Origin of the sequence: Cellulomonas sp. HZM, from assembly GCF_000708885.1 — a bacterium.
In the GTDB taxonomy this organism is placed as follows: domain Bacteria; phylum Actinomycetota; class Actinomycetes; order Actinomycetales; family Cellulomonadaceae; genus Cellulomonas.
On the sequence record NZ_JEOE01000018.1, the window covers coordinates 42,819 to 66,114 of the forward strand.

The window sequence follows — 23,296 nt, forward strand, 5'->3', positions numbered from 1 at the left end:
CAGGCCGCGGGCGACCGGTGACGACCGGGAGACGACCATGGACCAGGCGACGAGGCCGGGGACGACGTCGGGGGCGCGGACGGTGGCGCTCGTGGGCGCCGCGGGCGCGGGCAAGACGACGCTCCTCGAGGCGCTGCTGCACCGTGCCGGAGCGATCCCGCGGCCCGGGCGCGTCGAGGACGGCTCGACCGTGAGCGACCACGAGCCCGAGGAGGTCGCGCGCGGGGTGTCGCTGAGCCTGGGCGTCGCGCCGCTCGAGTGGGAGGTCGGCGGCGCGCGGTTCGTCCTGACGCTGCTCGACACACCGGGTGCGGCGGACTTCGCGGGGACGACGGACGCCGCGCTGAGCGCCGCGGACCTCGCGCTCGTCGTCGTGTCCGCGGTCGACGGCGTGCAGGCCGGGACCCACGCCGCGTGGCGGGCCGTCGTGGAGGCGGCCGTGCCGCGCATGGTCGTCGTGACCAAGGAGGACAAGGCGCGCGCGAGCTTCCGCGGCGTGCTGGACCAGCTGCGCGCGGCGTTCGGCGACGGGTTCGTGCCGCTCGAGCTGCCGTGGGGCGAGGAGCAGGCGTTCCACGGGGTCGCCGACGTGCTGACCGAGCACGGGCTGGCCTACGACGCCGACGGGCGCCACCACGACGAGGACCTGCCGGCGGACGTCGCCGACGAGGAGCACCGGCTGCACGACGAGGTGACCGAGGAGATCGTCGCGCACGACGACGAGCAGCTCGAGCGCTACCTGTCCGGTGAGGTGCCCAGCGCGGCCGAGCTCGAGCAGGCGCTCGCGCACGAGGTGGGCGCTCTCGAGGCGACGCCCGTGCTCGTCGCGAGCGGGCTGTCCGGCGTGGGCGTCGACCGGCTCGCGGACCTGCTGTGCGAGCTCGCGCCGGCCTCGCGCGAGGCCCGCGTGCGGGCGGGGGACGTGGACGTCGCGGTCGCGCCGGACCCGGCCGGGCCGCTGCTCGCGCACGCGTTCCGCACGGTGGCCGACCCGTTCGTCGGCCAGGTGACCGTGCTGCGCGTGCTGTCCGGGACGCTGCGGCCCGGCGACCGGCTGGTCAACACCACCACGCGGGCCGACGAGCGAGTCCCCGGCCTGTTCCGCCTGCGCGGCAAGGACCACCTCCCGGTCGACGAGGCACGCGCGGGCGACGTCGTCGCGGTCGCCAAGCTCACCGGGACGCCCGCCCACACGCTGCTCGCCGACCGCCAGGGGCCGGCCGCGTCCATGACCCCGGTGCCGCTGCGCGGACGCGAGCCGGTGTACGGCCTCACGCTCGAGCCCGTCACGCAGTCCGACGACGACCGCCTGTCCGCCGCGCTCGCTCGCCTGCTCGCCGAGGACCCGACTCTGCGCGTCGACCGCAGCACCGACGCGACCGTGCTGCGCGGGCTCGGAGACACCCACCTGGCCGTCGCGCTGGAACGGCTCGCGCGCGTGTTCGGCGTGCACGTGACCACGTCGCCCGTGCCCGTGGGCTACCGCGAGACCGCACGCCGCGAGGTCGCGGCCGAGGGTCGGGTCAAGAAGCAGTCGGGCGGGCACGGGCAGTTCGCTGTGGTGCAGCTGCGCGTCGGGCCTGCCGCGCCCGGGTCGGGGCTCGAGGTGGTCGACGCGATCGTCGGCGGCTCCATCCCGCGCGCCTACCTGCCCGCGGTGCACAAGGGGATCGCGGACGCGATGGCCGCGGGCGGGCCGCACGGGTACCCCGTGGTGGACCTGCGCGTCGAGGTGTACGACGGGAAGTCGCACTCGGTGGACTCGTCCGACATGGCGTTCCGGACCGCCGCGGCCTCCGGGGTCCGCGAGGCGCTCGCGACCGGCGGGACCGTCGTGCTCGAACCCGTGTGCCACGTGGAGGTCGTCGTGCCCGCGCACGCCCAGGGCGACGTCATGAGCGACCTGTCAGGGCGTCGCGGCCACATCACGTCGACCACGTCGCTCGACGACGGCTCGGTGCTGGTCGAGGCCGCCGTCCCCGAGGCGGAGCTCGGGCGCTACGTGCTCGACCTGCGCTCGATCACGGGTGGCCGGGCGGAGCTCACGTTCCGCCCGGACCACTACGACCCGTGCCCGGACCACCTGGTGCTCAGCGCACGACCTTGACGTAGACCCGTGCGCTCGACGCGCTGCGCAGCGTGCCCGAGCCCGCGTACGTCGCCGTCACCGCGACCTTCCCGCTCCGCGAGAACGCGGGCAGCGTCACGGTCACCCGGCCGTGCTTCGCGCTCGAGAGCGACACCGTCCTCACGGTCCGCCCGTCGACCTTGATCGTGACCTTGCCCGTCGCGTGCACCTTGGTCCCGGGCACCTGCACGACGACCGTGGCCTTGACCTTGGTCCGGTGCGCGACGGCCGTCGTCGGCGAGAGCTTGAGCGAGACCTTCGTGGTCGCCTTGCTCACGGCGACGCGGGTCGTCGCGCTCGTCGCACCCTCGAGGCTTCCGCTGCCGCCGTACGTGGCGGTGACGGCGACCTTCGAGCCGGTCGTCGTGAACGCGGGCAGCGTGACCTTCACGCGACCGTGCTTCGCGCTCGTGAGCGACACCTTGACCGTGCGCCCGCCGACCTTCACGGCGACCTTGCCCGTGGGGACCACGGACGTGCCCGGGACGGTCACGGTGACCGTCGCGGTGAGCCTCGTCTTGCGTGCGGTCGCCTTGTGCGACGACAGCGTGAGCGCGACCTTCGTCGGCGCCTTCGCGACCGTCAGCGAGCGCGTGAGCGCCGCGGTGCCGGTCGTCGCGCTGCCGAGGTAGGTGACGCGCACGGAGTGCCGGCCGACCCCGAGCGAGGCGGGCAGGTTCACCGACACCGCACCCGACGCGAGGGCCTTGGTGGCCACCGCGCGGCCGTCGACGTCGACCCGCACCGAACCGCCCGCGGCCTTGCCCGACGCGGTGACGCGTGCGGTGACCTTGGCCGGCCTGCCGTACGTGGTGCTCGTGACCGAGGTGACGGCCAGCGTGACCGACGCCTTCGACACCGTGAACCTCGCGGTGGCGGACGACGGTCGCGTGCCCGGGTCACCGGCGAACGAGACCTCCGCGGTGTGGGTGCCCACGGCGAGGTCCGCCGGGAGCTTCACGGTCGCCTCGCCGTGGGCCAGGGTCGCCGTGACCGCCGCGCCCTGGTCGACCCGGACCGAGACCGTCCCGGACGCGGCGTCGCCGCCCGCGCGGACCGTGATCCGCGCGACCGGGGCGGTGCCCCACGTGACCGACGAGACCGTGGCGGTCGTCGTGGAGTCGACCACGTCGTGCGTCGTCGTGAGGGTCACCGGCTCGGACGTCGCCTGCGCGTACGTGGCGGGGTCCGCGGGCGTGAAGACCGCGGTGTAGACGGTCGAGCTGTCGGGCGCGAGGCCCGTCACCCCGGTGCTCGCGACGCCGTCCTCGACGGCGACCGTCGCGACCGGCTCACCTGCTGCGGACGCCGACGCGTAGAACGCGACCGAGCCGGTGGCCGCTGTCAGCACCGCGCCGGCGGCGTCCTCGAGCGTGGCGGTCAGGGTGCCGCTCGTCGTCCCCGCGACCGTGCCCTCGAGCGTGAGGGTCGGCGTCATCGCGGCGACGGTGCCCGTGAACGTGCGCGTCGACGGCTCGCCCACGCCGTTCGACGCGGCGACCGTCACCTCGAACGGCCCGCCCTTCGTCGGCGTGCCGCTCAGGACGCCCGTGCCGGCGTCGAGCGAGACCCCGGCGGGCAGCGCGCCGGCGGTGACCGTGAGCTCGGGCGCGGGCGTGCCGCTCGCCGCGAGCGCGCCGGTGACCGGCTCGCCCACGGTCCACACCGGCAGCTCGCCGGTGATCGGACCGGGCGCGAGCTCCTGGTCGACGCCCGGAGGGAGGACCCGGAACGCAGCCAGGCCGGAGTCGCCCGCGGCCCACTGCGTGCTCACGGCGACGTACCGCACGGTCGCGTCGACGTCGACGACACCGGTCGTCGCGTCACCGGCCGGCGTCCCGACGTCCCGGAACGTGAGGCCGTCGTCGCTCACGGAGACGACCGCTCCGGGAACATCCGTGCCGTCCCACGCCAGCGCGACCTTGCCGACCTTCTTCGCCGCGCCGAGGTCGACGACCATGCGCCCGTCGGGTCCGGGGACCCAGGAGGTCCCCGCGTCGCCGTCGACCGCGCGGGACGGCGACGTCATGCCCGCAGGCAGCACCGACCCGGGGAACGTGATGGTGCTGAGCGCGAGGTCCTGCACCGGGAAGGCCGTCGCGTCGGCGAACAGGACGGAGGCCTCGTCGTCCGCGGCGACCTCGACGGTCTTGCGCTGGGCGGTCTGCACGTTGCGTACTTCGACCGTCGCGTCGGCGGCCGACGAGAGCACGAGCGACCGCGCGTCGTCGACCTTCGCCACGATGCCGTCGGCGGGGATCGCCGCACGCGCGAGCGTCATCCGCGGCGCGAGCACCGTCGCCGTGCCCGCGGGCACCGTGACGGTGAGCGTCGAGGCCGATGCGCCGAGCCGCTGCGTGCCGGCGAACAGCGCGACCTCGTCGTCGCCGTAGGGCAACGTGACGTCCGTCGTGACGTCCTCACCCGTGAGGTTGAACAGCGAGAGGTACCCGTCGAGCGTGCTGGCGAGGACCCCCTCGTCGGCCACGGTGGGCTGCGGCGCGGCCGCCTGCGCGGCGGTGCCCGTCGCGTCGGTCGGCAGCATCTCCACGAGGAACGGGTGCGAGCTCGTCGTCGGCGAGTCCGCCAGGCGCACCACGTGGTGGGCCGCGTCGGCGCGGGACACCGTGATCGGCGCGTCCGACCCGTGGACCACGAAGCCCGCGGTGCCCTCGACGTCGATCCAGGAGTCGTCGGTGCTGACGATCTGGTCGCCCGTGTAGCGGAAGTGCGCCGCGTCGGTCCACGTGCTGCCGTCGAGCGACGTCTGGACCAGGTACTCGCGGCCGGCCGCCTTCTCCCAGCCCAGCTGCACCTTGGCGACCTGCTGCGGCGAGCCGAGGTCCACCTGGATCCACGAGTCGGCCCGCAGGCGGTCTGCCGTCGAGACGGCCCAGCGGGTCGTCGAGCTGCCGTCCGTCACGGTCGAGGCGGCGTTGCCCGAGGCTGCGCTCGACGCCGTCGCCGGCCTGCCCGCCGCGACGTCGACGCCCGCGGGCGTGTACGCCCGGAACCCGTACAGCGAGTAGCCGTAGGTCGCGTCGCCCTGCACGCCCTGCATGCGGACGTAGCGGGCCTCGACCGGGGCGGGGGCGGACGCACCCGTGGGCGTGAGCTCGACGGTGTCGAGCCGGGCCACGTTCGCGTCGGCGGGGTTGTCCGGGCCGTAGCGCTTCTGCGTGGTCCACGTGCTGCCGTCGGTCGACGTCTGCACGAGGTACCGCGCACCGGCGCTCGACTCCCACGCGAGGCGCACCGCGCCGACCGTCTGCTCCGAGCCGAGGTCCACCTGGATCCACGAGTCGCCGCGCAGGCGGTCGCCCGTCGAGACGGCCCACCGCGTGCTCGCGCTCGCGTCGGTGACCGCCGAGGCGGGCTTGTTGCCCCCGACGTCCGCGCTGGACGCTGTCGCGGTCTTCCCGGCGGCGAGGTCGGTGGAGGCGCCGTCGGCTCCGTAGACGTGGAACGAGTACATCGAGTAGCCGTACTTCGCGTCGCCCTGGATGCCCTGCATGCGCACGTAGCGAGCGGTCACGGGCGCCAGGTCGAGGTCGTCGACGCGTGCGGCGTTGGCGTCGAGCGGGTCCGCGGCACGGGTCACGGGCAGCGACTCGGTGACCGAGCCGTCGGCGGTCGTGTACGTGCGGGAGCCGTCGAGGCCGTCGTAGCCGCCCAGGTCCAGGTTGCGGACGGTGAGTGCACCGTCCTCGCGGCCCGCGCCGGTCGTCGCGTAGACCGACGAGCCGGTCGGGAGCGTCACCTGGCCGGCGTACGAGTCGCCCGCGTGGAACAGCGACGCCGTCCCCTCGAAGCCGTCGCGGGGTGCGGTGTAGACCGTGGTGCTGCGCTGGTCGACGGTCGCGCCGGGGTTCGGGTACAGGAACTGCGTCGACCCCGAGATCTGGAACAGCCACGAGTCGTGGCCCGGCACCCACGGGAACTTGACGTACCCCTTGCGGCTCGACGCCGCCGCCCACGCCTTCTGCGACTGCTGGACCGTGAGCCCAGGCATCTCGCCGTAGTCGCGCACGCCGGAGATCCGCGCGAAGTACTGCTCCTGCGGGGTGGGCTGGACGACGCCCTCGTCCGACGCGGCCGCCTCGACGTGCAGCAGGTACGCGATCGCGATCTCCGCACGCGCCTCGGGCTCGTACTTGGGCTCCCCGGAGAACTTCGCCAGGCGGTCCACCGGCGCGTACGCCTGGTAGTCCTCGAGCGCCGCCGCGAGGTTCGCCTCGGCGCGCACCGCGTCGGGGTTGCGCAGCACCTGGCCGACGAACGCGAGCGGGATGACGTCGCGGCCGTACAGGTACTCACGGTCGGCGACCATCGGCATGAACGGCTCGCCCTGGGCCGACATGAGCAGCTCGAGCGACTTCCACAGCTCGGCGGAGTTGGGCTGCTGCTTGAGCACGTCCGGGACGGGCTTGCCGTTGAGGATGAACTGGATGGCGTTGCGGCCGCCCGAGCGCCAGAGGTCCGACTGGTAGTGCGGTGCGACCGTCTGGTGGTTCTCGGTGACGTACGTGTCGTAGATGTTGTGCGTGACGTTCGTGGAGATGGCCTTGCCGCCGACGACCGTCGGGTTGTTCTTGTCGGCGGTCGGCTGACCCACGGCGTTGCGGACCCAGTCGCCGAACTGCGACTCCCACGCAGACGTGTCGGCGCCCTCGTCGGCCCAGGCGAGGCCCGGCGCGAGCGCCTGTGTGTAGACGCCGGACTCCTCGGCGGCGGTGTCCCGCTCCCAGCGCCCGTCGGGCCACTCGGGCGTCCACGAGCCGGACATCGGGTCGTCGCCGTAGTCCAGGCTCGCCGTGTACTGCGCCTGACCTGCGGCGATCGTCTTCAGGCTGGCCTGCGTCGTCGCGTCGAGGTCGTCCCACAGCAGGCGGCCGGCGTCGAGGAAGTACGACTGGAACGTCGAGTCCCAGAACAGCTGCTTGCCCCACGTGCCGGTGGGGCTGACGAACCGGTTCTTCGCCGCGTAGTACGTGATGGTCGCGACGGTCCGCGTCCGCAGGTCTGCCTTCGAGATGCCCGCGAGCTGCTCGTCGTAGTCGCCGTGCGTGAGGAGCACCGCGTTGCCGAGCACGACCGCGAAGTCGAAGTCGGCGGACTTGTAGACGCCCAGGTTCGAGTCGAACACCGAGTTCGCCCATCGCGTGTGGCGCAGCAGTGCGGCGTAGTAGTCGGCGGCGATCGCGTCGGGCGCGCCGTACGCGGGGCCGTCGTCGGCCGTCGCCGGCGAGCTGGGCGCGAGGACGGCGGCGGGGAGCGCGACGGCGAACGCGGTGGCACCGACGACGAGGCGGCGCAGGAGCCCGCGGCGTGCGGGCGACGGGACGGACGTGCGCAGCGACGACGATGTCAACTGAACCCCTCGGACGACTGCGGGCCGCGTCTTCGCGGTCCTGTGGGTGAGGCGGTCAGGATGCGGGGTGCATGACAACGTTGTCAACGACCGTCACCCGATCGTGACCCCCCGCGCCGTGGGCAGCGAGCGGGCACGCTGCGCGCGACGCTCGTAGGCTCGCGAACATGGCCCGCTACCTCGAGGTCCACCCCCACGACCCCCAGCCGCGCGCGATCGCCCAGGCGGTCGCGATCCTGCGCGACGGCGGCGTCATCGCCTACCCGACCGACTCCTGCTACGCGCTCGGCGCGCTCGCCGACGGCGCGGGCGCCGAGAAGATCCGGCGCATCCGGCACCTCGACGACACCCACCACCTGACGCTCGTCTGCGCCGACTTCGCCCAGCTGGGGCACCTCGTGCACCTCGACAACAGCGCGTTCCGCGCGATCAAGGCCGCGACGCCGGGGCCGTACACGTTCATCCTCCCCGCGACTCCTGAGGTGCCCCGCCGGCTCGCGCACCCCAAGAAGCGGTCCGTCGGCGTACGCATCCCCGAGCACCCCGTCGCGCACGCGCTCGTCGCTGCGCTGGGCGAGCCCCTGCTCTCGTCGACGCTGCTCCTGCCCGGGTCCGAGTGGCCCATGACCGAGGGCTGGCAGATCAAGGAGGAGCTGGACCACCAGCTCGACGCGGTGCTCGACGCGGGCGACTGCGGCACGACCCCGACCACCGTCGTCGACTGGACCTCGGGGGCACCCGAGGTGGTGCGCGTCGGGTCGGGGGACCCGAGCCGGTTCGAGTGATGCCCTCGGTCGCCGCCGTCATCGGCGCGGACGCGTCCGTGCCGGGGCTGGCCGCGCTCGACCGGGAGGTCGTGTCCTGCCGCGCGTGCCCGCGGCTGGTCGCGTGGCGCGAGGAGGTCGGACGTGTGCGGCGGGCCGCGTTCCGCGACGACGAGTACTGGGCCCGGCCGCTGCCGGGGTTCGGCGACCCGCACGCGCGCGTGCTCGTCGTCGGCCTCGCACCCGCCGCGCACGGCGCCAACCGCACGGGGCGCATGTTCACCGGCGACCGGTCCGGCGACTTCCTGTTCGCCGCGATGCACCGCACCGGCTTCGCTTCCCAGGCCACGTCCGCGCACGTGGGGGACGGGCTCACGCTGACCGGCATCCGGTGCACCGCGCCCGTGCGCTGCGCGCCCCCGGCCAACGCGCCCACGCCCGACGAGCGGGAGAGGTGCGCGCCGTTCCTCGCGCGCGAGCTCGCGCTCGTCGACCCCGCGGTCGTCGTGGTGCTCGGCGGGTTCGGGTGGCGGGCGCTGCTGCGGACGCTCGGGTCACTGGGGTGGGAGGTGCCCCGGCCGGCCCCGACGTTCGGGCACGGCGCCGTGGCGCGGGTGACCCGTGGTTCGTCGGGCCTGACCCTGCTGGGCTGCTACCACGTGAGCCAGCAGAACACGTTCACCGGGCGGCTCACTCCCCAGATGCTCGACGACGTGCTGCTGCAGGCGCGCGCGCTCGCCGGGCTCTAGGGCGGCCCGTCGGCCAGGTGGGCCCGCTCGCCGTCGCGGTCGAAGATCGTGAGCAGCTCGGCCGGCGCCTCGTGCGCCTCGATCACGTGCGGCACCATCGTCGAGAACTGTGCGGCCTGGCCTGCGGCGACGAGGATCGAGCGGTCACCGAGCTGCACGCGCACGACGCCGGACAGCACCGTGAACCACTCCCGGCCCGGGTGCACCCTCGGTTCGTGCGGCGGCTGAGGCGTCAGCCGCATCTTGGCGACGGTCACGCCCGGCTGGTCGCGGGACAGGACCCAGGTCGTGGTGCCGTGCCTGCGTTCCGGCTCGGGCCGGATCACGACGTCGTCGTCGCCGGCAGGCTCGACGAGCTGGTCGAGCGTCGTCCCGAGCGCCTGCGCGATGGGCACCAGCTGGTCGAGCGCTATGCGACGTCCGCCCGTCTCGATCCGGCTGAGGCTCGACGGGCTGAGATGGCACCGAGCCGCGAGCGCGTCGAGTGACCACCCTCGCGCGATCCGCAGTCCGCGGATGCGTCGGCGGACGATCCCCTCCATGTCCAGTTCTTGCGCCATAGGCAAGACGGTATGCGCAGCGCGCATGGCGCGTCTACCGTCGACCGTATGCCCAGCATCCATGACGTCCTCGTCGTCGGCGGAGGACCCGCCGGCCTCGCCGCCGCCGTCGGCCTCGCGCGCTCTCGTCGCGACGTCGTCGTCCTCGACGCCGGCGAGCCACGTAACGCGCCGTCGCACGGCGCCCACAACGTCCTCGGCCGTGAGGGTGTGCGGCCCGACGAGCTGCTCGCCGCCGGCCGGGCCGAGCTCGCCGGCTACGGGGGGCGCGTCGTCCACGGCACGGCGGTCGCAGCACGTCGCACCGGCAGCGCGTTCGAGGTCGGCACCGCCGACGGGCGAACGCTCCACGCGCGGCGCATCGTGCTCGCCACCGGCCTGGTCGACGAGCTGCCCGACATCCCCGGCGTCCGCGAGCTGTGGGGCGGGGCCGTCGTGCACTGCCCCTACTGCCACGGCTGGGAGGTGCGTGACCGACGCATCGGGGTGCTCGGCAGCGGACCGGGGAGCCTGCACCAGGCGCAGCTCTTCCGTGAGCTCAGCGACGATGTCACGCTCTTCCTCGACGCCATGCCGGACCCGGAGGACGAGGCGTGGGAGGCGCTCGCGGCGCGAGGCGTGCGCGTGGTCGACGGCCGGGTCGCGAGCCTGCGGCACGACGACGGCGCGTTGAGCGCGGTCGTGCTCGCCGACGGACGCGAGGTCCCCGTGGAGGTCGTGGCCGTCGCGCCGCGGTTCGTCGCACGCACAGCCCTGTACGAACAGCTGGGCGGCAAGCCCGAGGACCGGCCGGGCGGTCCGGTCGTGCCCACGGCGGCGGACGGTCGCACCGACGTCCCTGGGGTCTGGGCCGCGGGCAACGTCGCGGACCTGTCGGCGATGGTGCAGGTCTCGGCCGCGGCAGGACTTCTCGTCGCGGCGCGACTCAACGCCGAGATCGTCGAGGAGTCCGTCGCTGCGGCCGTCCGGGCGCGGCAGCCGTTCTCGGCGGCGCAGGAGGCCGAGGTGTCCGCGATCGTGCTCGGGGACCGTCGGCACGGTCTCGACGTCCCGGCCGTCTGAGGCCCACGCGGGTCCGTGCGAACGGGCATGCTGGGGCGATGGAGATCTCGTTCGTCGCCGGGTTCGGTCCCATCACGCGCGACGCCGACGCGGCGCAGGGGTTCTGGTCGGAGGGCGGGCTCGGCATCCCGCTCGAGGAGCCCGCGCCGGGATACCTCACCAACGACTCGATGCACGGCGTCAAGGCGTTCGCGCTGTGGCCGCTCGCGCAGGCGGCGGAGTCGACGTTCGGCTCCCCGACCTGGCCCGACGACCGGCCCGTGCCGCAGGCGTGGCTCGAGCTCGACGTGGCCAGCCACGAGGCGGTGGCGGAGGCGGCCGCGGAGCTCGTCGCGAACGGTCACGAGCTGCTGCGAGAGGCGCACCTCGAGCCGTGGGGGCAGACGACCGCGCGCCTGCAGAGCCCCGAGGGGCTGCTCGTCGGCGTCTCCCACACCCCGTGGATGCACTGACGGGCAGCCCCTCGGGCTCATCGTCCGGCGATCAGGCGCCGTCCTCGACGAGGCACAGACGGTCCGAGCCGTCGCCCTCGACCCACGCGACCGCGTCGGCCGGGCAGTCGTTCTCGTCCTTGACCACCTGGGTCGCCTTGAAGTCGTGACCCGACGAGCACGGGACGAGCGCGAGCTGGTCGCCGTCGGCGCCGTCCCAGCACGAGCCGGCCGTGGGGGACAGCGACTCCGCCTCGACGAGCTTCGTGACCGCGAACCCGCCGACCGCGAGGCAGCCGACGAGACCGAGCGCCGCGACTGCCGTCAGCGGCGGGGCGAGGCGCTCGCCCCCTGCCTTGCGGTAGTCGCGGTAGCTGGTGAAGGCACGCACGAAGAGCACGACGCCGAACAGCATCCCGCCCCACCAGATGATCCCGCCGTTCTTCCCGGACGCGACGATCGTCGAGATCGCACCGCCCAGGAACACCGCGACGCCGATGAGGAACGAGCGCACCGCGTGCTTGCGGTACCGGTCCGCGTCGGTCGTGGTCGCCACCGGCTCACCGTCGACCCACAGGGGCCAGCCCGGCGGCGGCTCGGGCCAGGACGGGTCCGGCGTCCAGCCGGGCGGGGGCTCCCAGCCTTGCGGGGGCGAGGGCCAGTTGGGGGGCGGGTTGTACCGCATGGGGCTCCTAGGTCGAGGGGGACGCGATCGTCCCACGCAGGACATCGGCGCGGAGGGGCCCCTGGATGAACTCCGCGCCCCGGGAATGTTGCCGCGGGCGCTCGTCGTTCAGGCGGGTATGCCACTGAGCGGTGAGTACGCACCCAGCACGTCGGACCACGCACGCGAGCAGGCCGAGCTCTACGAGGCCACCGACGGCCGCGAGGGCAACACCCTGCGCGGCAGGCCCGTCATCGTCCTGACGTCGCTCGGGGCCACGAGCGGCAAGCTGCGCAAGACCGCGCTCATGCGCGTCGAGCACGACGGCTCGTACGCCGTCGTCGCCTCCAAGGGCGGCGCACCCGACCACCCGCGCTGGTACCACAACCTCGTCGCGAACCCGCTCGTCGAGCTGCAGGACGGCGCGACCCGCAAGGACTACCGCGTGCACGAGGCCGCGGGCACCGAGCGGGACGAGTGGTGGGAGCGCGCGGTCGCGACGTGGCCCGACTACGCGAGCTACCAGACCAAGACCGACCGGCTCATCCCCGTGCTGGTGCTCACCCCGGTCGACTGACCGCCGGGTATCGGTTGGCGCGTCCCGCGCACCGGGCGCGATGATGGGTCGGTCCCGCACGGGGGCCCGACTGACGACGAGGAGCGAGATGCACCGCATCGCCGCAGGTTGCGGGGTGGCCGCCACGGCCTGCTCAGCCGACCGCCGGCACCGCGGCACCCTCTGACCTCTCGCGTCTCGTCGGCGCGTCCCACCGGTCGGGTGCTGCGCTCTCGCAAGCCCGCCGCGCCTGGCCCCTGCCCTGCGCGGACCCACCGACCGGGAAGACCGTCCCATGCAACCCCTGACCGAGAAGCAGCTGCGCGCCTCCTTCGTCAACGCGTCGCGCCGCGAGGCCGCCCAGGCCACCATCCCCGACCTGTCGACGATCGACTGGGACCGGCTCGAGTACCTCGGCTGGCGTGACCGCAAGGCCCCGCTGTCCGCGTACGCGGTCGTCGAGCTCGACGGCTCGCCCACCGGCCTGCTCCTGCGCTCGACCGACTCCGTCAAGCGCGTGCGCCGCCGCGCGATGTGCGCGTGGTGCGAGGACGTCGTCGAGACCGCCGACGTCAGCCTCTACGTCGCTCGTCGGGCCGGCGCCGCCGGGCGGCGCGGCAACACCATCGGGACGCTGATCTGCACCGACTTCCGGTGCTCGCGCAACGTGCGCCGCCCGCCCACGCGGTCCGAGGTCGGCAGCGACCTCGAGTCGATGCGGGAGCTGGTGATCGAGCGGCGGATCGCCGGCCTGCGCGAGCGGGCCACGGCGTTCGCGGCCGAGGTGCTGCGCGGCGACTGACCCGCTGGCCGGCATCTCCCGCCGTCTCGTGACCGGATCAGCGGCACTTGTGACTGGTGGTGCTGGAGTGAGCCCGCCGGGGCCACACCAGGCCACTCGCGTCACAGGTGCCGCTGGTTGCGGTTGCCGACGGTCAGCCGGGCAGCAGCCCGTCGAGCCATCCACAGGTGGAGGGCGCGCACGTGGCCGGCGCCGCCTCGTGCACCGTGGCGGGCGTGGACGTGCGATGGGTGTGGGCGACGGTGCTCATGGTGTGCCTCGTGTTGGGGCTGGGTGGGCCGCGGTGGCTGGCCGCGCGCGCGTCCGCGCGGTACCCGGTGCCGGCGGCCGACCTGGCGGTGGCTCGTCGCACGCTGGACGCGCTCACGGTCGCCCCGCGCGGCGACGCGGGCACGTACGACCGTGCGGCGTTCGGCACGCCGTGGGCCGACGACGACCGCAACGGCTGCGACACCCGGGACGACGTGCTGCACCGCGACCTGACGGCGGTCGTCGTCGACACCGACGGGTGCACGGTGCTCTCTGGCACGCTCGACGACCCCTACACGGGCACCGTGATCCGCTTCGCGCGCGGGCCCGGCTCGGCCGACGTGCAGATCGACCACGTCGTCGCGCTCCAGGACGCGTGGCGCACGGGCGCGTCGGAGTGGTCGGCGCGCGAGCGGCTGCGCATCGCGAACGACCCGGCCAACCTGCTGGCCGTCGACGGCGGGGCGAACCAGGACAAGGGCGCGGCCGACGCGGCCGAGTGGCTGCCGCCGTCGGTCGGCTTCCGGTGCGCGTACGTGCTGCGGCAGGTGCGCGTGAAGGGCGCGTACGGGCTCTCGGTGACGGCCGACGAGAAGCGCGCGATGCGCCGAGCGCTCGACAGGTGCGTGACGTCGTGACCGCTTCGCCGATCCGGCTCTCAGCCCAGGAGCCACCAGCCGCCGAGCGCGAGCGCGGCGACGCACACCAGCAGCAGCGCGGCGACCCAGAAGCCGCCGGGCAGGTGCGTGAGACGGCCCAGCGCGCCGGCATCCGAGGTGTCGGTGCCCCCGCGTCGGCGCAGGTCACGGCGCTGTGACGCCATCTCCAGCACGGCTCGCGGCGCGCCGAGCAGGAAGAACCACGTGATCGCGTACGCGAACGCGGACTGCACGGGCTCGGTGCCCCAGTGCGTCACCGCGACGAGCACCGCGCCGCTCACGAGCACCGCCCACAGCCCGTACCAGTTCCGGATCTGCACGAGGACCAGCAGCAGCACGACGAGCAGAAGCCACAGCACCGCGAGCGCGTACCCGTGCGCGAGCAGCGCGGCGCTGCCGAGGCCGACGAGCGCGGGCGCCGGGTACCCGGCGGCGGTCGTCGCGACCATGCCCGGCCCGCGCGGCTTGCCGACCGACACGGTCAGCCCCGACGTGTCCGAGTGGACGCGGATCCCCGACAGGCGGCGGCCGACGAGCACCGCGACGAACCCGTGACCGGCCTCGTGCACGATCGTCAGCGCGTGCCGCACCAGGTGCCACACCCACGGCACCACGAGCACCGCGAGCAGGGCCACGCCGAGCAGCACGACGACGGTCGTCGACGGCGGTTCCTGCGCCGTGGTCACGTCGTGCCACGTCTGCTGCCACCAGTCCATCGGTCAGCCCTGCGCGCGCAGCACGACGTCGGTGCCGCTCGCCGTGACGCGCAGCCCGTCCGCGACGACGTCGGCCGCCGTGAGCTGCATCCCCTCGGGGAGCCCGTCGGTGGGGACCGCGATGTCGTCGAGCCGGTCGCCGATGCCGCCGGGCAGGCGCGACGGGTCCACGGTGACGCCGCCGAGCTTGAGCCCTTCCACGTCCACCTTGAGCGCCCCGTCGACGACGCTCGGCACCACGTCGGCGCCGAGGCTCACCCCGAGCACCTTCCCCGTGACCTGCAGCTGGTTCCCGACGACGCTCACCGTCAGGTCGAGGCCGGTGCGGTCGGCGACGAGCTTCTCGATCGACGCGGTCGGCAGCGTCGCGCGGATCGTCGCCGCGCCGGCGGTGTAGGGCTCGCTCGTGGTGACGTCGCGTGCGTCGACGTCGACGTCGGTCGCGGCGATGCCGCCGATCGTCGCACCCTCGACGTGGCCGGTCGCCTCGTCGATCGAGCCGCGCAGCAGCTGGGGGAGGAACGGGAAGCCGCCCACGTCGACCGTGGGGGTCCCGACGACGCCGTCGAGGTTGTCCTCGACGGCGGCCACGGTCCGGTCCCGTGCCTCGCCCGCCGCCCACCGGTCCGCGACGACGGTCGCCCCACCCAGCACGACGACGGTCACGACGACCCCCGCGACCCACCCGCGCGCACTCATGCCCTGATCACGGGGTCCACCGTAGGTGAGGACACTGTGGGCGGCCCTCCTCGCAGCGGGCCGTCGCCCGGTGGGCCGTCGCCGACGTCGACCGTGCCGTCACCCGGCTCCGCGACGGGGGGCGCGTCAGCGTGCGACGTCTACGGCCGCGCGAGAGCCGCGCGCAGCGACGCCGTCGTGTCGTCGAGCGCGTCGGAGGTCAGCGCGTAGTAGGCCCACACGCCGCGCTTCTCCCGGATCAGGAACCCCGCATCGACGAGCAGCTTGAGGTGGTGCGAGACCGTCGGCTGGGAGAGGCCGACGGGTTCGGTGAGGTCGCACACGCACGCCTCGGCGTTCTCGTGCGAGGCGATGATCGACAGGAGCCGCAGCCTGGTGGGATCGGCCAGCGCCTTGAGGCGGGCCGCGAGCTCTACCGAGGAGGCCTCGTTCAGGGCAGGGGTCACGCTCGACGCGCAGCATCGGTCGGTCTGGACGACGGGCAGCAGGTCGGTCGCGATCACGCGCCAAGCATGGCGCAAGACATCGATATCTGTCGATGGTTGACATACTGGGCTCGCGCCGTGCAGTGTCACATCGACAACCTTCGATGCCTTGAGGAGCCGGTGATGGACGACGTTCGTGAGCAGGTCCGGCAGCGCTACGCCCGGGCTGCCGTCCAGGTCGGGTCCGCCGCGGACGCGACGTGCTGCGGTGCGGGGAGCTGTGGGCCGACCGGCGAGGCCGGCACGTTCGGCTCGAGCCTCTACGACGCGTCCGACCTGATCGGCATCCCCGTCGAAGCGCAGGACGTCTCGCTGGGGTGCGGCAACCCGCCGGCGGTCGCCGAGCTGCGTGCGGGAGAGCGCGTGCTGGACCTGGGTTCCGGCGGCGGCATCGACGTGCTGATCTCGGCCCGGCGGGTCGGCCCGACCGGGTTCGTGCACGGGGTCGACATGACCGACGAGATGCTCGACCTGGCCCGGACGAACGCGGCCACGGCCGGTGCGACCAACGTCGAGTTCCACCAGGGCACGATCGAGGACATCCCGCTCCCGGACGAGTCGGTCGACGTCGTGATCTCGAACTGTGTGGTGAACCTGTCCACCGACAAGCCGCGAGTGCTCGCCGAGGTCCACCGCGTCCTGGCGCCCGGAGGACGGGTCGGAATCAGCGACGTCGTCGCCGAGGACCACCTGAGCGTCGAGCAGCGAGCCGCGCGCGGCTCCCACGTCGGGTGCATCGCCGGGGCGCTGTCCCGCAGCGAGTACCTGCACGGCCTCGCGGCCGCCGGCTTCACCGGCGCCTCCGTCGAGCTCACCCATGAAGTGGCCGACGGCATGCACTCCGCGATCATCCGGGCGACGAAGCCGGGGGCGACCCGATGACCAGGTCCGCCAGGACCAAGCCCGCGGTGCTGTTCGTCTGCGTGCACAACGCGGGCCGCTCCCAGATGGCCGCCGGTTTCCTCAGCGCGCTGTCACGCGGTGCGGTCGAGGTCCGCTCCGCCGGGTCGATGCCCGCCGAACGGATCAACCCCGTCGCCGTGCAGGCGATGCACGAGGTCGGCATCGACATCACGGCTGAGCGACCCACGGTGCTCACCGCCGACGCGGTGAAGACGTCCGACGTCGTCGTGACGATGGGCTGCGGCGACGCGTGCCCGTACTTCCCCGGAAGGCGGTACGAGGACTGGGTCCTGGACGACCCCGCGGGGCAGGGCATCGAGGCGGTCAGGCCCATCCGCGACGAGATCCGTGACCGGGTCGAGACCCTGCTCAGCGAGCTGGGGCTGCCCGTCGCAGGCTGAGGACTCTGCGGCCGCCCTACTCGCAGCCGACCCCGTCGCCGTCACGGTCCAGCCGGCGGCTGTAACCCGGGTCGCCCTCGTGCACGGGTGCGGCACCGGCCGCGCGCGCCGCATCGCAGTTCGCGTAGTACACCGACCCACCGCCCGCGCTCCCGGAGGCACCCGACGACGTCGCCGAGCCGGAACCGCCGGGGTTCTCCGCGCCCGCGCGCTTCGCCTCGGCCGCCGCGCCGGACTGCTTCGCGCGACCCGGTCCGGGCACCGGGTCGGACGTCGGAAGCGACTGCCGCGGGCACGTGGCGAGCACCCGTCGCATCGCGTCGCGCTCTGCCGCGGTCACCGACAGCCCGTACGACGACTTCACCGCGACCTGCCGCGCGACGTACTCGCAGCGGAACGCCTTGCGCGGCGGCAGCCAGGTCGCGGTGTCGCCCGCCCCCTTGGACGCGTTGGTCGGGCCGTCGACGGCCCGCAGGTTGAGCGGGTCGTTCGCGAAGCGCTCACGCCGCGCCGCGTCCCAGCGCTGCGCGCCCTTCTGCCATGCGTCGGCGAGCGCGACGACGTGGTCGATCTGCACCTCCGTGGACGACCCCTGCCCGCGCAGGAAGTCGATCCGGTCACCTGAGTACGGGTCGACGAGCAGTCCGGAGGCGACGACGCAGCCGCGCGTCCCCGGCTTGTACGCGACCGCGACGAGATCGCGACCGAGCACGTCGTTCCGGGTGTCGCACCCGTTGCGGTCGACGTCGGCCCACGCCTGGCCGAACTCTGAGCGCTCGTAGCCCGTGAGCGGCGCGCGGCCCTTGACGGTCAGCGTGGCGACGGCCGCGAGCGCCGTGCCGGGTCGCGGCGCGGTCGCTGTTGCGGACGTGGTCGAGGGCGTCGTCGGGGACACGGTCCGCGAGGCGGCCGGCTTCTTCGTCGCGCTCGTCGACGGGCCAGGGCTCGACCCCGGGGTCGCGGACGACGAGCGGGTGGCGGTCGCCGCGGGATCGTGCGGCGAGGACGAAGGAGCGGCGCTCGGCGAGCCCGATGCCGCGCCCGTCGCGGCGTCGGTGGGGGCCGTGGCGACAGGGGTTGCGGCGTCGCTGACCGGCGCGGTGCAGCCGGCGAGCGGCCCGGCGACGAGCCCGGCGACCAGGGCGCCCGCGAGCACGACGAGGCGCACGGGTGTCCCGGTCGCCGCGGTTCGCACACCCCTTGATCGGCACCCCGTGGCCCTCTCCCGAGCACCCTGACGTGTGACGTCCGTCGGCACGTCAGGCAGGTTCGCGCAGAACTCCCTGGCGGATGCGGGCAGACGGACCTAGCCTTCGATGAACGGCTCGACGAGGGACACCCGATGACGTGGGTTCTGCTGTTCGCGTTCAGCGTCTTCCCGACGCTGGTGTTCGCGCTCGCGTTCGGGCTGGTGCCGACGGCCGACGAGCCTCCGTGGTGGCGGCTCGTGGCGGCTCGTCACCTCGAGCGGCTCGCGGCCCGGCTGCGCCGCCCTCGGCGCCCCGTCGCCGACCCGTTCGCGGCGCTCTGGGTGCAGTCGCGGCTCGGCGCGGTGGCGGACCACGTGCGCGAGCTGGAGCTGGACCCGCAGCTGTACGCGCGCGCCGAGCGGATCATCGCCTCGCAGCTCGCGTACGACCAGCTGCTCGCGCAGGCGTGCGAGCTCGCGGGGGTCGACGTCGAGCCCGCGGCGCTCGGCGACCCGCAGGAACGCTTCCGCGAGGAGGTCGAGCTCGCCTCGCGCGGCTGGTCGTGGTGACGGGTCATCCTGCGAGCACGCGGAGCGTCGACGGCCCGTCGGGGCCCGGGCGCACCTCGATGCGGTCGGCGATCGCCTGCTTGAGCGCGTCGACGTGGGACACCACGCCTACCACGCGCCCACCGGCTCGCAGCCGTCCCAGCTCCGCGAGGACCTGGTCCAGCGTGTGGGGGTCGAGCGTCCCGAACCCCTCGTCGACGAACATCGTGCCGAGGTCGATGCCGCCCGCCTCGGCGGTCACGACGTCGGCCATGCCGAGCGCGAGGCACAGCGACACGTAGAACGACTCGCCCCCGGACAGGGTGCGCGGGTCGCGCTCCTGCTGGGTGCGATGGTCGACGACCCGCATCGCCAGGCCCGTGCGCCGCGAGGCGACGTCCTCCTTGCGGTCGCTGCGCGCGAGCTCGTAGCGACCGTCCGACATCACGAGCAGGCGCTCGTTGGCGGCGGCGACGACGTCCTCGAACCGTCGTGCGAGCACGTACGTCGCGAGCGAGAGGCCCTTGCCGTTGTCGCCCCCCGTGCCGGCTGCGAGGCCGGCCATGCGCGTGACAGGTCCGGCGGCCGCGCTCGCCCGGTCCAGCTCTACGACCGCGGTGCGCACGGCGTCCGCGGCCCGCGCTGAGGACGCCGCGCGCTCGTGCGCGACCCGGTCCCGCGCGCGCGCCGCGGTCGCCTCGCGCGCGGCGTCCCGTTCGCGCTCGAGGGCCCCGGGGACGTCGGGCTCTGCGTCGGGTGCGAGACCGGCGACCTCCTCGTCGGCAAGCCCGGCACGCACGCGCTCGACCGCGGCGACGTGCGCCGCGACGGCCTCCGCGAGCGCCGCCAACGCCGTCTGGGCGAGCCACGCCTCGCGCGCCTCGGCGGCCGCGGCATCGAGTGCGCTGCGCTCCCCGCCGATCGCCTCGGCGTCGCCGTCAGAACCCGACCCGGAACCGGATCTGGAACCAGGTCCCGGCATCGATCCGGGCAGGAGGAAACCGTGCTCCGACAGCGCCGCGGCCAGCTCGGTCCTCCGGACGGTGAGCTGCCGCTCGCAGTCCTCCCGCTCCTCGAGCGCGGTCACCAACGTGCCGGCCGCGGCAGCGACGCCGTCCAGCTCGGACTGCCGGGCGACGACCGTCGGGTGACCGCCGCGCGCGTCGAGCACCTCCGCCTCGTGGGCGTCCAGCGTCTGCTGCTCCACGTCGACACGCCCGACGAGCTCCGCGAGCTGCGCGGCGGCCGCGGCCCGTTCCTGCGCACGTACGGCGGTCAGCGCGTCGAACGCCTCCAGCTCCGCGTCGAGACGTCCGACCTCGGCGCCCGCCGCGACCGCAGCGTCGAGAGTTTTCTTCGCACCCACGAGCTCGGCCCGCGCCGACTCCGGCGTCGCGCCGCCGACGTCTGCGCGCAGGCCCTCGACCCGCTCCTCGAGCGCCGCCTGCGCGGCCCGCGCCTGCCCGAGCACCCGCTCGGCCTCGGCACGTGCCGCCTCCGCGGTGAGCACGTCGTCCGCCGACACGTGGTCGGCGCCGATCGCGGCCTTCGCCGGGTGCTCGGACGCACCGCACACCGGGCACGGGTCGCCGTCCGCGAGGTCGGACGCCAGCTCCCCGGCGAGCCCCGCGACGCGGGCGGTCCGCAGCGCCGCCTCGTGCGCGATCGCGGCGGCGGCGGAACCCGCGAGCGCGCCGGTCCGCGCCGCCACGGCGTCGAGCTCGTCGCGAGCGCTCGCGAGCGAGACCACACGCCGTGCGACCTCGGCGAGCGCATCGACGCGAGCGCGCAGCCCGGGCTCCGCAGCCGCCACTGTCGCGGCGCCCAGGCGCTGTGCCGCCAGGTCGGCGCGCCGGGCGGGCCGCGCCTCGAGCCACGCCGCGTCCGCAGCGTCCTCGTCCCGCAGCTCAGCGATCCGGTCGCGGACCTCGCGCAGCGCGTGCCGCTCGGCGACCAGACCGGCCTCGATCCCGACCACTCGCGCAAGTCCCGATGCCGCGACGAGCGCCCGCTCGCGTGCGTCGCGCACCCTCCCGAGCACGTCGCCCGCGCCGAGCAGCGCCGACACCTCGTCGGGCGCTGCGTCCACCGCCGCCGAGACCGCCTTCTCGGCCGACCCGACGTCCACCAGGGCCTTCTCGTACCCGTCGACGGCCCCGCGCACGGCTGCCGCGGCACGCGCCCGCGCGAGCCGCTCGACGTCCAGCGCGTGCTCCGCGCTGCGTTCGTCGAGCCCGGCGCGCTCGGCGGTCAGCTCGGCACGTCGCAACACCAGTCGCGCGACCCGCCGCGCCTCCTCGAGCCTGTCCGCCGCGTCCGCGTGCACCGCCTCGGCGTGCGCGGCCGTGGTCGCGAGGGCGACGGCGTCGGCGGAGAGCGCCTCGACGTGCCCGTCGGTCCGTGCGACCACCTCGGCGGCGTCGAGGCCGGTCAGGTCGTCGTCCTGCACCCCCGACGCCCCGAGGAAGTGCGCCACGGTCGTCGCGACGGAGGCGCGCGCTGCCTCGACGGCCCGGTTGGCCTCGGCCCGCATCGCGGCGAGCCGGTCCTGCATCCGCTCGTACACCTCGGTGCCGAAGATCTTCTGCAGCAGCCCACGCCGGTCCTCGGGGTTGGCGCGCAGGAAGGTGGCGAACTCGCCCTGCGGGAGGACGATCGTCTGCACGAACTGCGCACGCGAGAGCCCGACGGCCCGCTCGATCTCGAGGCCGGCCTCGTCGAGCCGCGTGACGGCGTCCCTCACGGGCGCGTCCGAGTCCGCCGAGACCCGCCACAGCCGGACGGACGCCTGCTGGCGCACGGTTCCCTCGCCGCGCCGCTTGGGCCGGTCGTAGGCGGGGGTTCGCCGCACCCGGAACACGCCCGACCCGACCTCGAACGTCAGGTCGACGAAGCTCTCGACGTCGGGGTCGGCGTACGCCGAGCGGAGCCGGTCCTCGCTCGCCTCGGCCGAGGCGACCTTGCCGTAGAGCGCGAAGACCACGGCGTCGATGAGCGTCGACTTGCCCGAGCCCGTCGGCCCCTCGAGCAGGAAGAGCCCCGAGGCGGACAGTGCGTCGAAGTCGACCGTGTGCGTGCCGGCGAACGGGCCGATGGCCTGCAGGGTCATGGTGCGCAGGTGCATCAGGCGCTCCGCTCCGCGGCGGTGACGTGCTCGTACGCGGCGCGCAGCACCGCGAGCTCGTCGGCCGACGGGCCGTGGCCGGTGACGAGCGCGACGAAGTCGGAGGCGACCTCGAGCGGGTCGTGCGCAGCGGTGACGACCGCGGTCGGCGACGCAGAGTCGGGCGACGCCGACCGGTGCTGGACCACGAGCGCGTGCGGGAAGCGCGTGCGCACGCGGCGGTACAGGTCGGCGGGCCGGTGCTCGTCGGTCACCGTGATGCGCACCCAGTCGTCCCCGTGCGCGTCGCCCGCCGCACCGAGCAGCTCGTCGAGCGTCCCCGTGAGGTCCGCCAGGCGCCGCGGCACGGGTGCGGGCACCAGCTCGGTGCGCGCCTCGTCGGCCGAGAGGTCCACGAGGACGGTCGACTTGGTGTGCCGCAGCTCCGAGAACGAGTACGCGAGCGGCGAGCCCGAGTACCGCAGCACGGTCCCGTCAGGTCCCTGCAGCCCCTGCGGACCGTGCAGGTGCCCGAGCGCCACGTAGTCGACGCCCGCGAACACCTGCGCCGGCACGTTGTCCACGCCGCCCACCCGGATGTCCCGCTCCGACTCGGACGCCGTGCCGCCCACCACGAACGCGTGCGCAGCCACGACCGAGCGCCGGGCACCGGGCCGGCGCGCGAGGTCCGCGCGCACGCGCCGCATCGCCTCGGCCGTCACCGCCTCGTGCGAGCGTGCGGGGACGGCCCCCTCGTCGTCGGCCAACGCATGACGCACCGCGTCCGGGTCGAGGTACGGGAGCCCGTACACCAGCAGCCCGTCGTCCAGCTCCACGGGCTCCGCGAGCCCCGCGACGCGCGTGCGCAGCCGTACGCGGTCCCGCATGAGGGGCGCACCGAATCCCAGCCGCGTCGCGGAGTCGTGGTTGCCGGACGTGAGCACCACCGTGGTGTGCTCGGTGAGGCGCGCGAGCGTCTCCGAGAGCAGCGTGACGGCCTCGACGGGCGGGATCGCGCGGTCGTACACGTCCCCCGCGACCACCACGGCGTCGACGTCCGAGGTGCGTGCGAGCTCGACCAGGTGGTCCAGGTACGCCGCCTGGTGGTCGATCAGGTCGACCCCGTGCAGCGTCCGGCCCAGGTGCCAGTCGGAGGTGTGCAGCAACCGCATGCCCGGACCGTAACCCGGACCTCCGACACGACCCGCGCGGGCCCGCCGAAGAGGCCCGAGACGGACGTGCAGACCGACCTGCAG

Annotated in this window: 20 protein-coding genes; 11 read left to right on the forward strand and 9 right to left on the reverse strand. The window is 74.4% G+C overall.

Annotated elements, in window-relative coordinates; all coding sequences use genetic code 11:
• The first annotated feature begins 37 nt into the window (after positions 1–37).
• Entirely contained in the window at positions 38–2,107 is a 2,070-nt protein-coding gene (locus AW16_RS0110985) for an elongation factor G (protein WP_029290350.1), read from the forward strand.
• Here AW16_RS0110985 and AW16_RS17750 read toward each other — a convergent pair.
• Positions 2,091–7,499: a discoidin domain-containing protein gene (locus AW16_RS17750; RefSeq protein WP_051681874.1), complete on the reverse strand. Its 5,409-nt coding sequence runs from the start codon at positions 7,497–7,499 to the stop codon at positions 2,091–2,093. The genes AW16_RS0110985 and AW16_RS17750 overlap by 17 nt on opposite strands.
• Positions 7,500–7,666: 167 nt before the next feature.
• Between AW16_RS17750 and AW16_RS0111000 the strand changes: the two genes are divergently transcribed.
• Together AW16_RS0111000 and AW16_RS0111005 are read left to right on the forward strand one after the other, a co-directional pair.
• Complete coding sequence (locus AW16_RS0111000; protein WP_029290352.1) at positions 7,667–8,284, forward strand: L-threonylcarbamoyladenylate synthase; 618 nt, start codon at positions 7,667–7,669, stop codon at positions 8,282–8,284.
• Complete coding sequence (locus AW16_RS0111005; RefSeq protein ID WP_029290355.1) at positions 8,284–9,012, forward strand: uracil-DNA glycosylase; 729 nt, start codon at positions 8,284–8,286, stop codon at positions 9,010–9,012. The genes AW16_RS0111000 and AW16_RS0111005 overlap by 1 nt, the downstream gene beginning before the upstream one ends.
• Here the strand turns inward: AW16_RS0111005 and AW16_RS0111010 are convergent.
• A complete protein-coding gene (locus tag AW16_RS0111010; RefSeq protein ID WP_029290356.1) occupies positions 9,009–9,572 on the reverse strand; it encodes a helix-turn-helix domain-containing protein in 564 nt (187 codons plus the stop codon). The two genes, AW16_RS0111005 and AW16_RS0111010, sit on opposite strands and share 4 nt — an antisense overlap.
• Before the next feature lie 48 nt (positions 9,573–9,620).
• Between AW16_RS0111010 and AW16_RS0111015 the strand changes: the two genes are divergently transcribed.
• Together AW16_RS0111015 and AW16_RS0111020 are read left to right on the forward strand one after the other, a co-directional pair.
• A complete protein-coding gene (locus tag AW16_RS0111015; RefSeq protein WP_029290358.1) occupies positions 9,621–10,634 on the forward strand; it encodes an NAD(P)/FAD-dependent oxidoreductase in 1,014 nt (337 codons plus the stop codon).
• 38 nt (positions 10,635–10,672) lie between these two features.
• Complete coding sequence (locus tag AW16_RS0111020; RefSeq protein ID WP_029290360.1) at positions 10,673–11,086, forward strand: glyoxalase; 414 nt, start codon at positions 10,673–10,675, stop codon at positions 11,084–11,086.
• A 31-nt stretch (positions 11,087–11,117) separates the two neighbouring features.
• Here AW16_RS0111020 and AW16_RS0111025 read toward each other — a convergent pair whose 3' ends face one another.
• Complete coding sequence (locus AW16_RS0111025) at positions 11,118–11,621, reverse strand: hypothetical protein (RefSeq protein ID WP_029290362.1); 504 nt, start codon at positions 11,619–11,621, stop codon at positions 11,118–11,120.
• Between the two features lie 247 nt (positions 11,622–11,868).
• Here AW16_RS0111025 and AW16_RS0111030 point away from each other — a divergent pair, with 247 nt between their 5' ends.
• The 3 genes from AW16_RS0111030 to AW16_RS0111040 all read left to right on the forward strand — a co-directional run bounded on the left by AW16_RS0111030 (position 11,869) and on the right by AW16_RS0111040 (position 13,974).
• Positions 11,869–12,306, forward strand: coding sequence for a nitroreductase family deazaflavin-dependent oxidoreductase (locus AW16_RS0111030; protein ID WP_029290364.1), 438 nt, complete (start codon positions 11,869–11,871; stop codon positions 12,304–12,306).
• Positions 12,307–12,580: 274 nt separating this feature from the next.
• Positions 12,581–13,087 (forward strand): FBP domain-containing protein, encoded by a 507-nt coding sequence (locus AW16_RS0111035; protein ID WP_029290365.1) that lies wholly within the window; start codon positions 12,581–12,583, stop codon positions 13,085–13,087.
• A 215-nt stretch (positions 13,088–13,302) separates the two neighbouring features.
• Positions 13,303–13,974, forward strand: coding sequence for an HNH endonuclease family protein (locus AW16_RS0111040; protein WP_029290367.1), 672 nt, complete (start codon positions 13,303–13,305; stop codon positions 13,972–13,974).
• Between the two features lie 20 nt (positions 13,975–13,994).
• On the opposite strand, the gene AW16_RS0111045 is transcribed toward AW16_RS0111040, so the two are convergent.
• From AW16_RS0111045 to AW16_RS0111055, 3 genes are all read right to left on the reverse strand, one after another.
• On the reverse strand, positions 13,995–14,711 hold the full coding sequence (locus AW16_RS0111045) for a M50 family metallopeptidase (protein ID WP_029290369.1): 717 nt from the start codon (positions 14,709–14,711) through the stop codon (positions 13,995–13,997).
• A 3-nt stretch (positions 14,712–14,714) separates the two neighbouring features.
• The gene (locus tag AW16_RS0111050; RefSeq protein ID WP_029290371.1) at positions 14,715–15,410 is read right to left on the reverse strand and encodes a DUF2993 domain-containing protein; all 696 of its coding nucleotides are present in this window, start codon (positions 15,408–15,410) and stop codon (positions 14,715–14,717) included.
• 140 nt (positions 15,411–15,550) lie between these two features.
• On the reverse strand, positions 15,551–15,910 hold the full coding sequence (locus AW16_RS0111055; protein WP_029290373.1) for a winged helix-turn-helix domain-containing protein: 360 nt from the start codon (positions 15,908–15,910) through the stop codon (positions 15,551–15,553).
• A 108-nt stretch (positions 15,911–16,018) separates the two neighbouring features.
• Here AW16_RS0111055 and arsM point away from each other — a divergent pair, with 108 nt between their 5' ends.
• Both arsM and AW16_RS0111065 read left to right on the forward strand, forming a co-directional pair.
• Positions 16,019–16,777, forward strand: coding sequence for an arsenite methyltransferase (gene arsM / locus AW16_RS0111060; protein WP_029290375.1), 759 nt, complete (start codon positions 16,019–16,021; stop codon positions 16,775–16,777).
• Positions 16,774–17,199, forward strand: coding sequence for an arsenate reductase ArsC (locus tag AW16_RS0111065; RefSeq protein WP_029290376.1), 426 nt, complete (start codon positions 16,774–16,776; stop codon positions 17,197–17,199). The genes arsM and AW16_RS0111065 overlap by 4 nt, the downstream gene beginning before the upstream one ends.
• A gap of 16 nt (positions 17,200–17,215) precedes the next feature.
• Here the strand turns inward: AW16_RS0111065 and AW16_RS0111070 are convergent, their stop codons facing one another.
• Positions 17,216–18,394 (reverse strand): DUF1524 domain-containing protein, encoded by a 1,179-nt coding sequence (locus AW16_RS0111070; RefSeq protein WP_231496022.1) that lies wholly within the window; start codon positions 18,392–18,394, stop codon positions 17,216–17,218.
• 147 nt (positions 18,395–18,541) lie between these two features.
• Between AW16_RS0111070 and AW16_RS0111075 the strand changes: the two genes are divergently transcribed.
• Entirely contained in the window at positions 18,542–18,958 is a 417-nt protein-coding gene (locus tag AW16_RS0111075) for a hypothetical protein (RefSeq protein ID WP_029290378.1), read from the forward strand.
• Between the two features lie 4 nt (positions 18,959–18,962).
• Here AW16_RS0111075 and AW16_RS0111080 read toward each other — a convergent pair whose 3' ends face one another.
• Both AW16_RS0111080 and AW16_RS0111085 read right to left on the reverse strand, forming a co-directional pair.
• Positions 18,963–22,061, reverse strand: coding sequence for an AAA family ATPase (locus tag AW16_RS0111080; RefSeq protein ID WP_029290379.1), 3,099 nt, complete (start codon positions 22,059–22,061; stop codon positions 18,963–18,965).
• Positions 22,061–23,212, reverse strand: coding sequence for an exonuclease SbcCD subunit D (locus AW16_RS0111085; protein WP_029290381.1), 1,152 nt, complete (start codon positions 23,210–23,212; stop codon positions 22,061–22,063). The genes AW16_RS0111080 and AW16_RS0111085 overlap by 1 nt, the downstream gene beginning before the upstream one ends.
• Positions 23,213–23,296 lie beyond the last annotated feature (84 nt).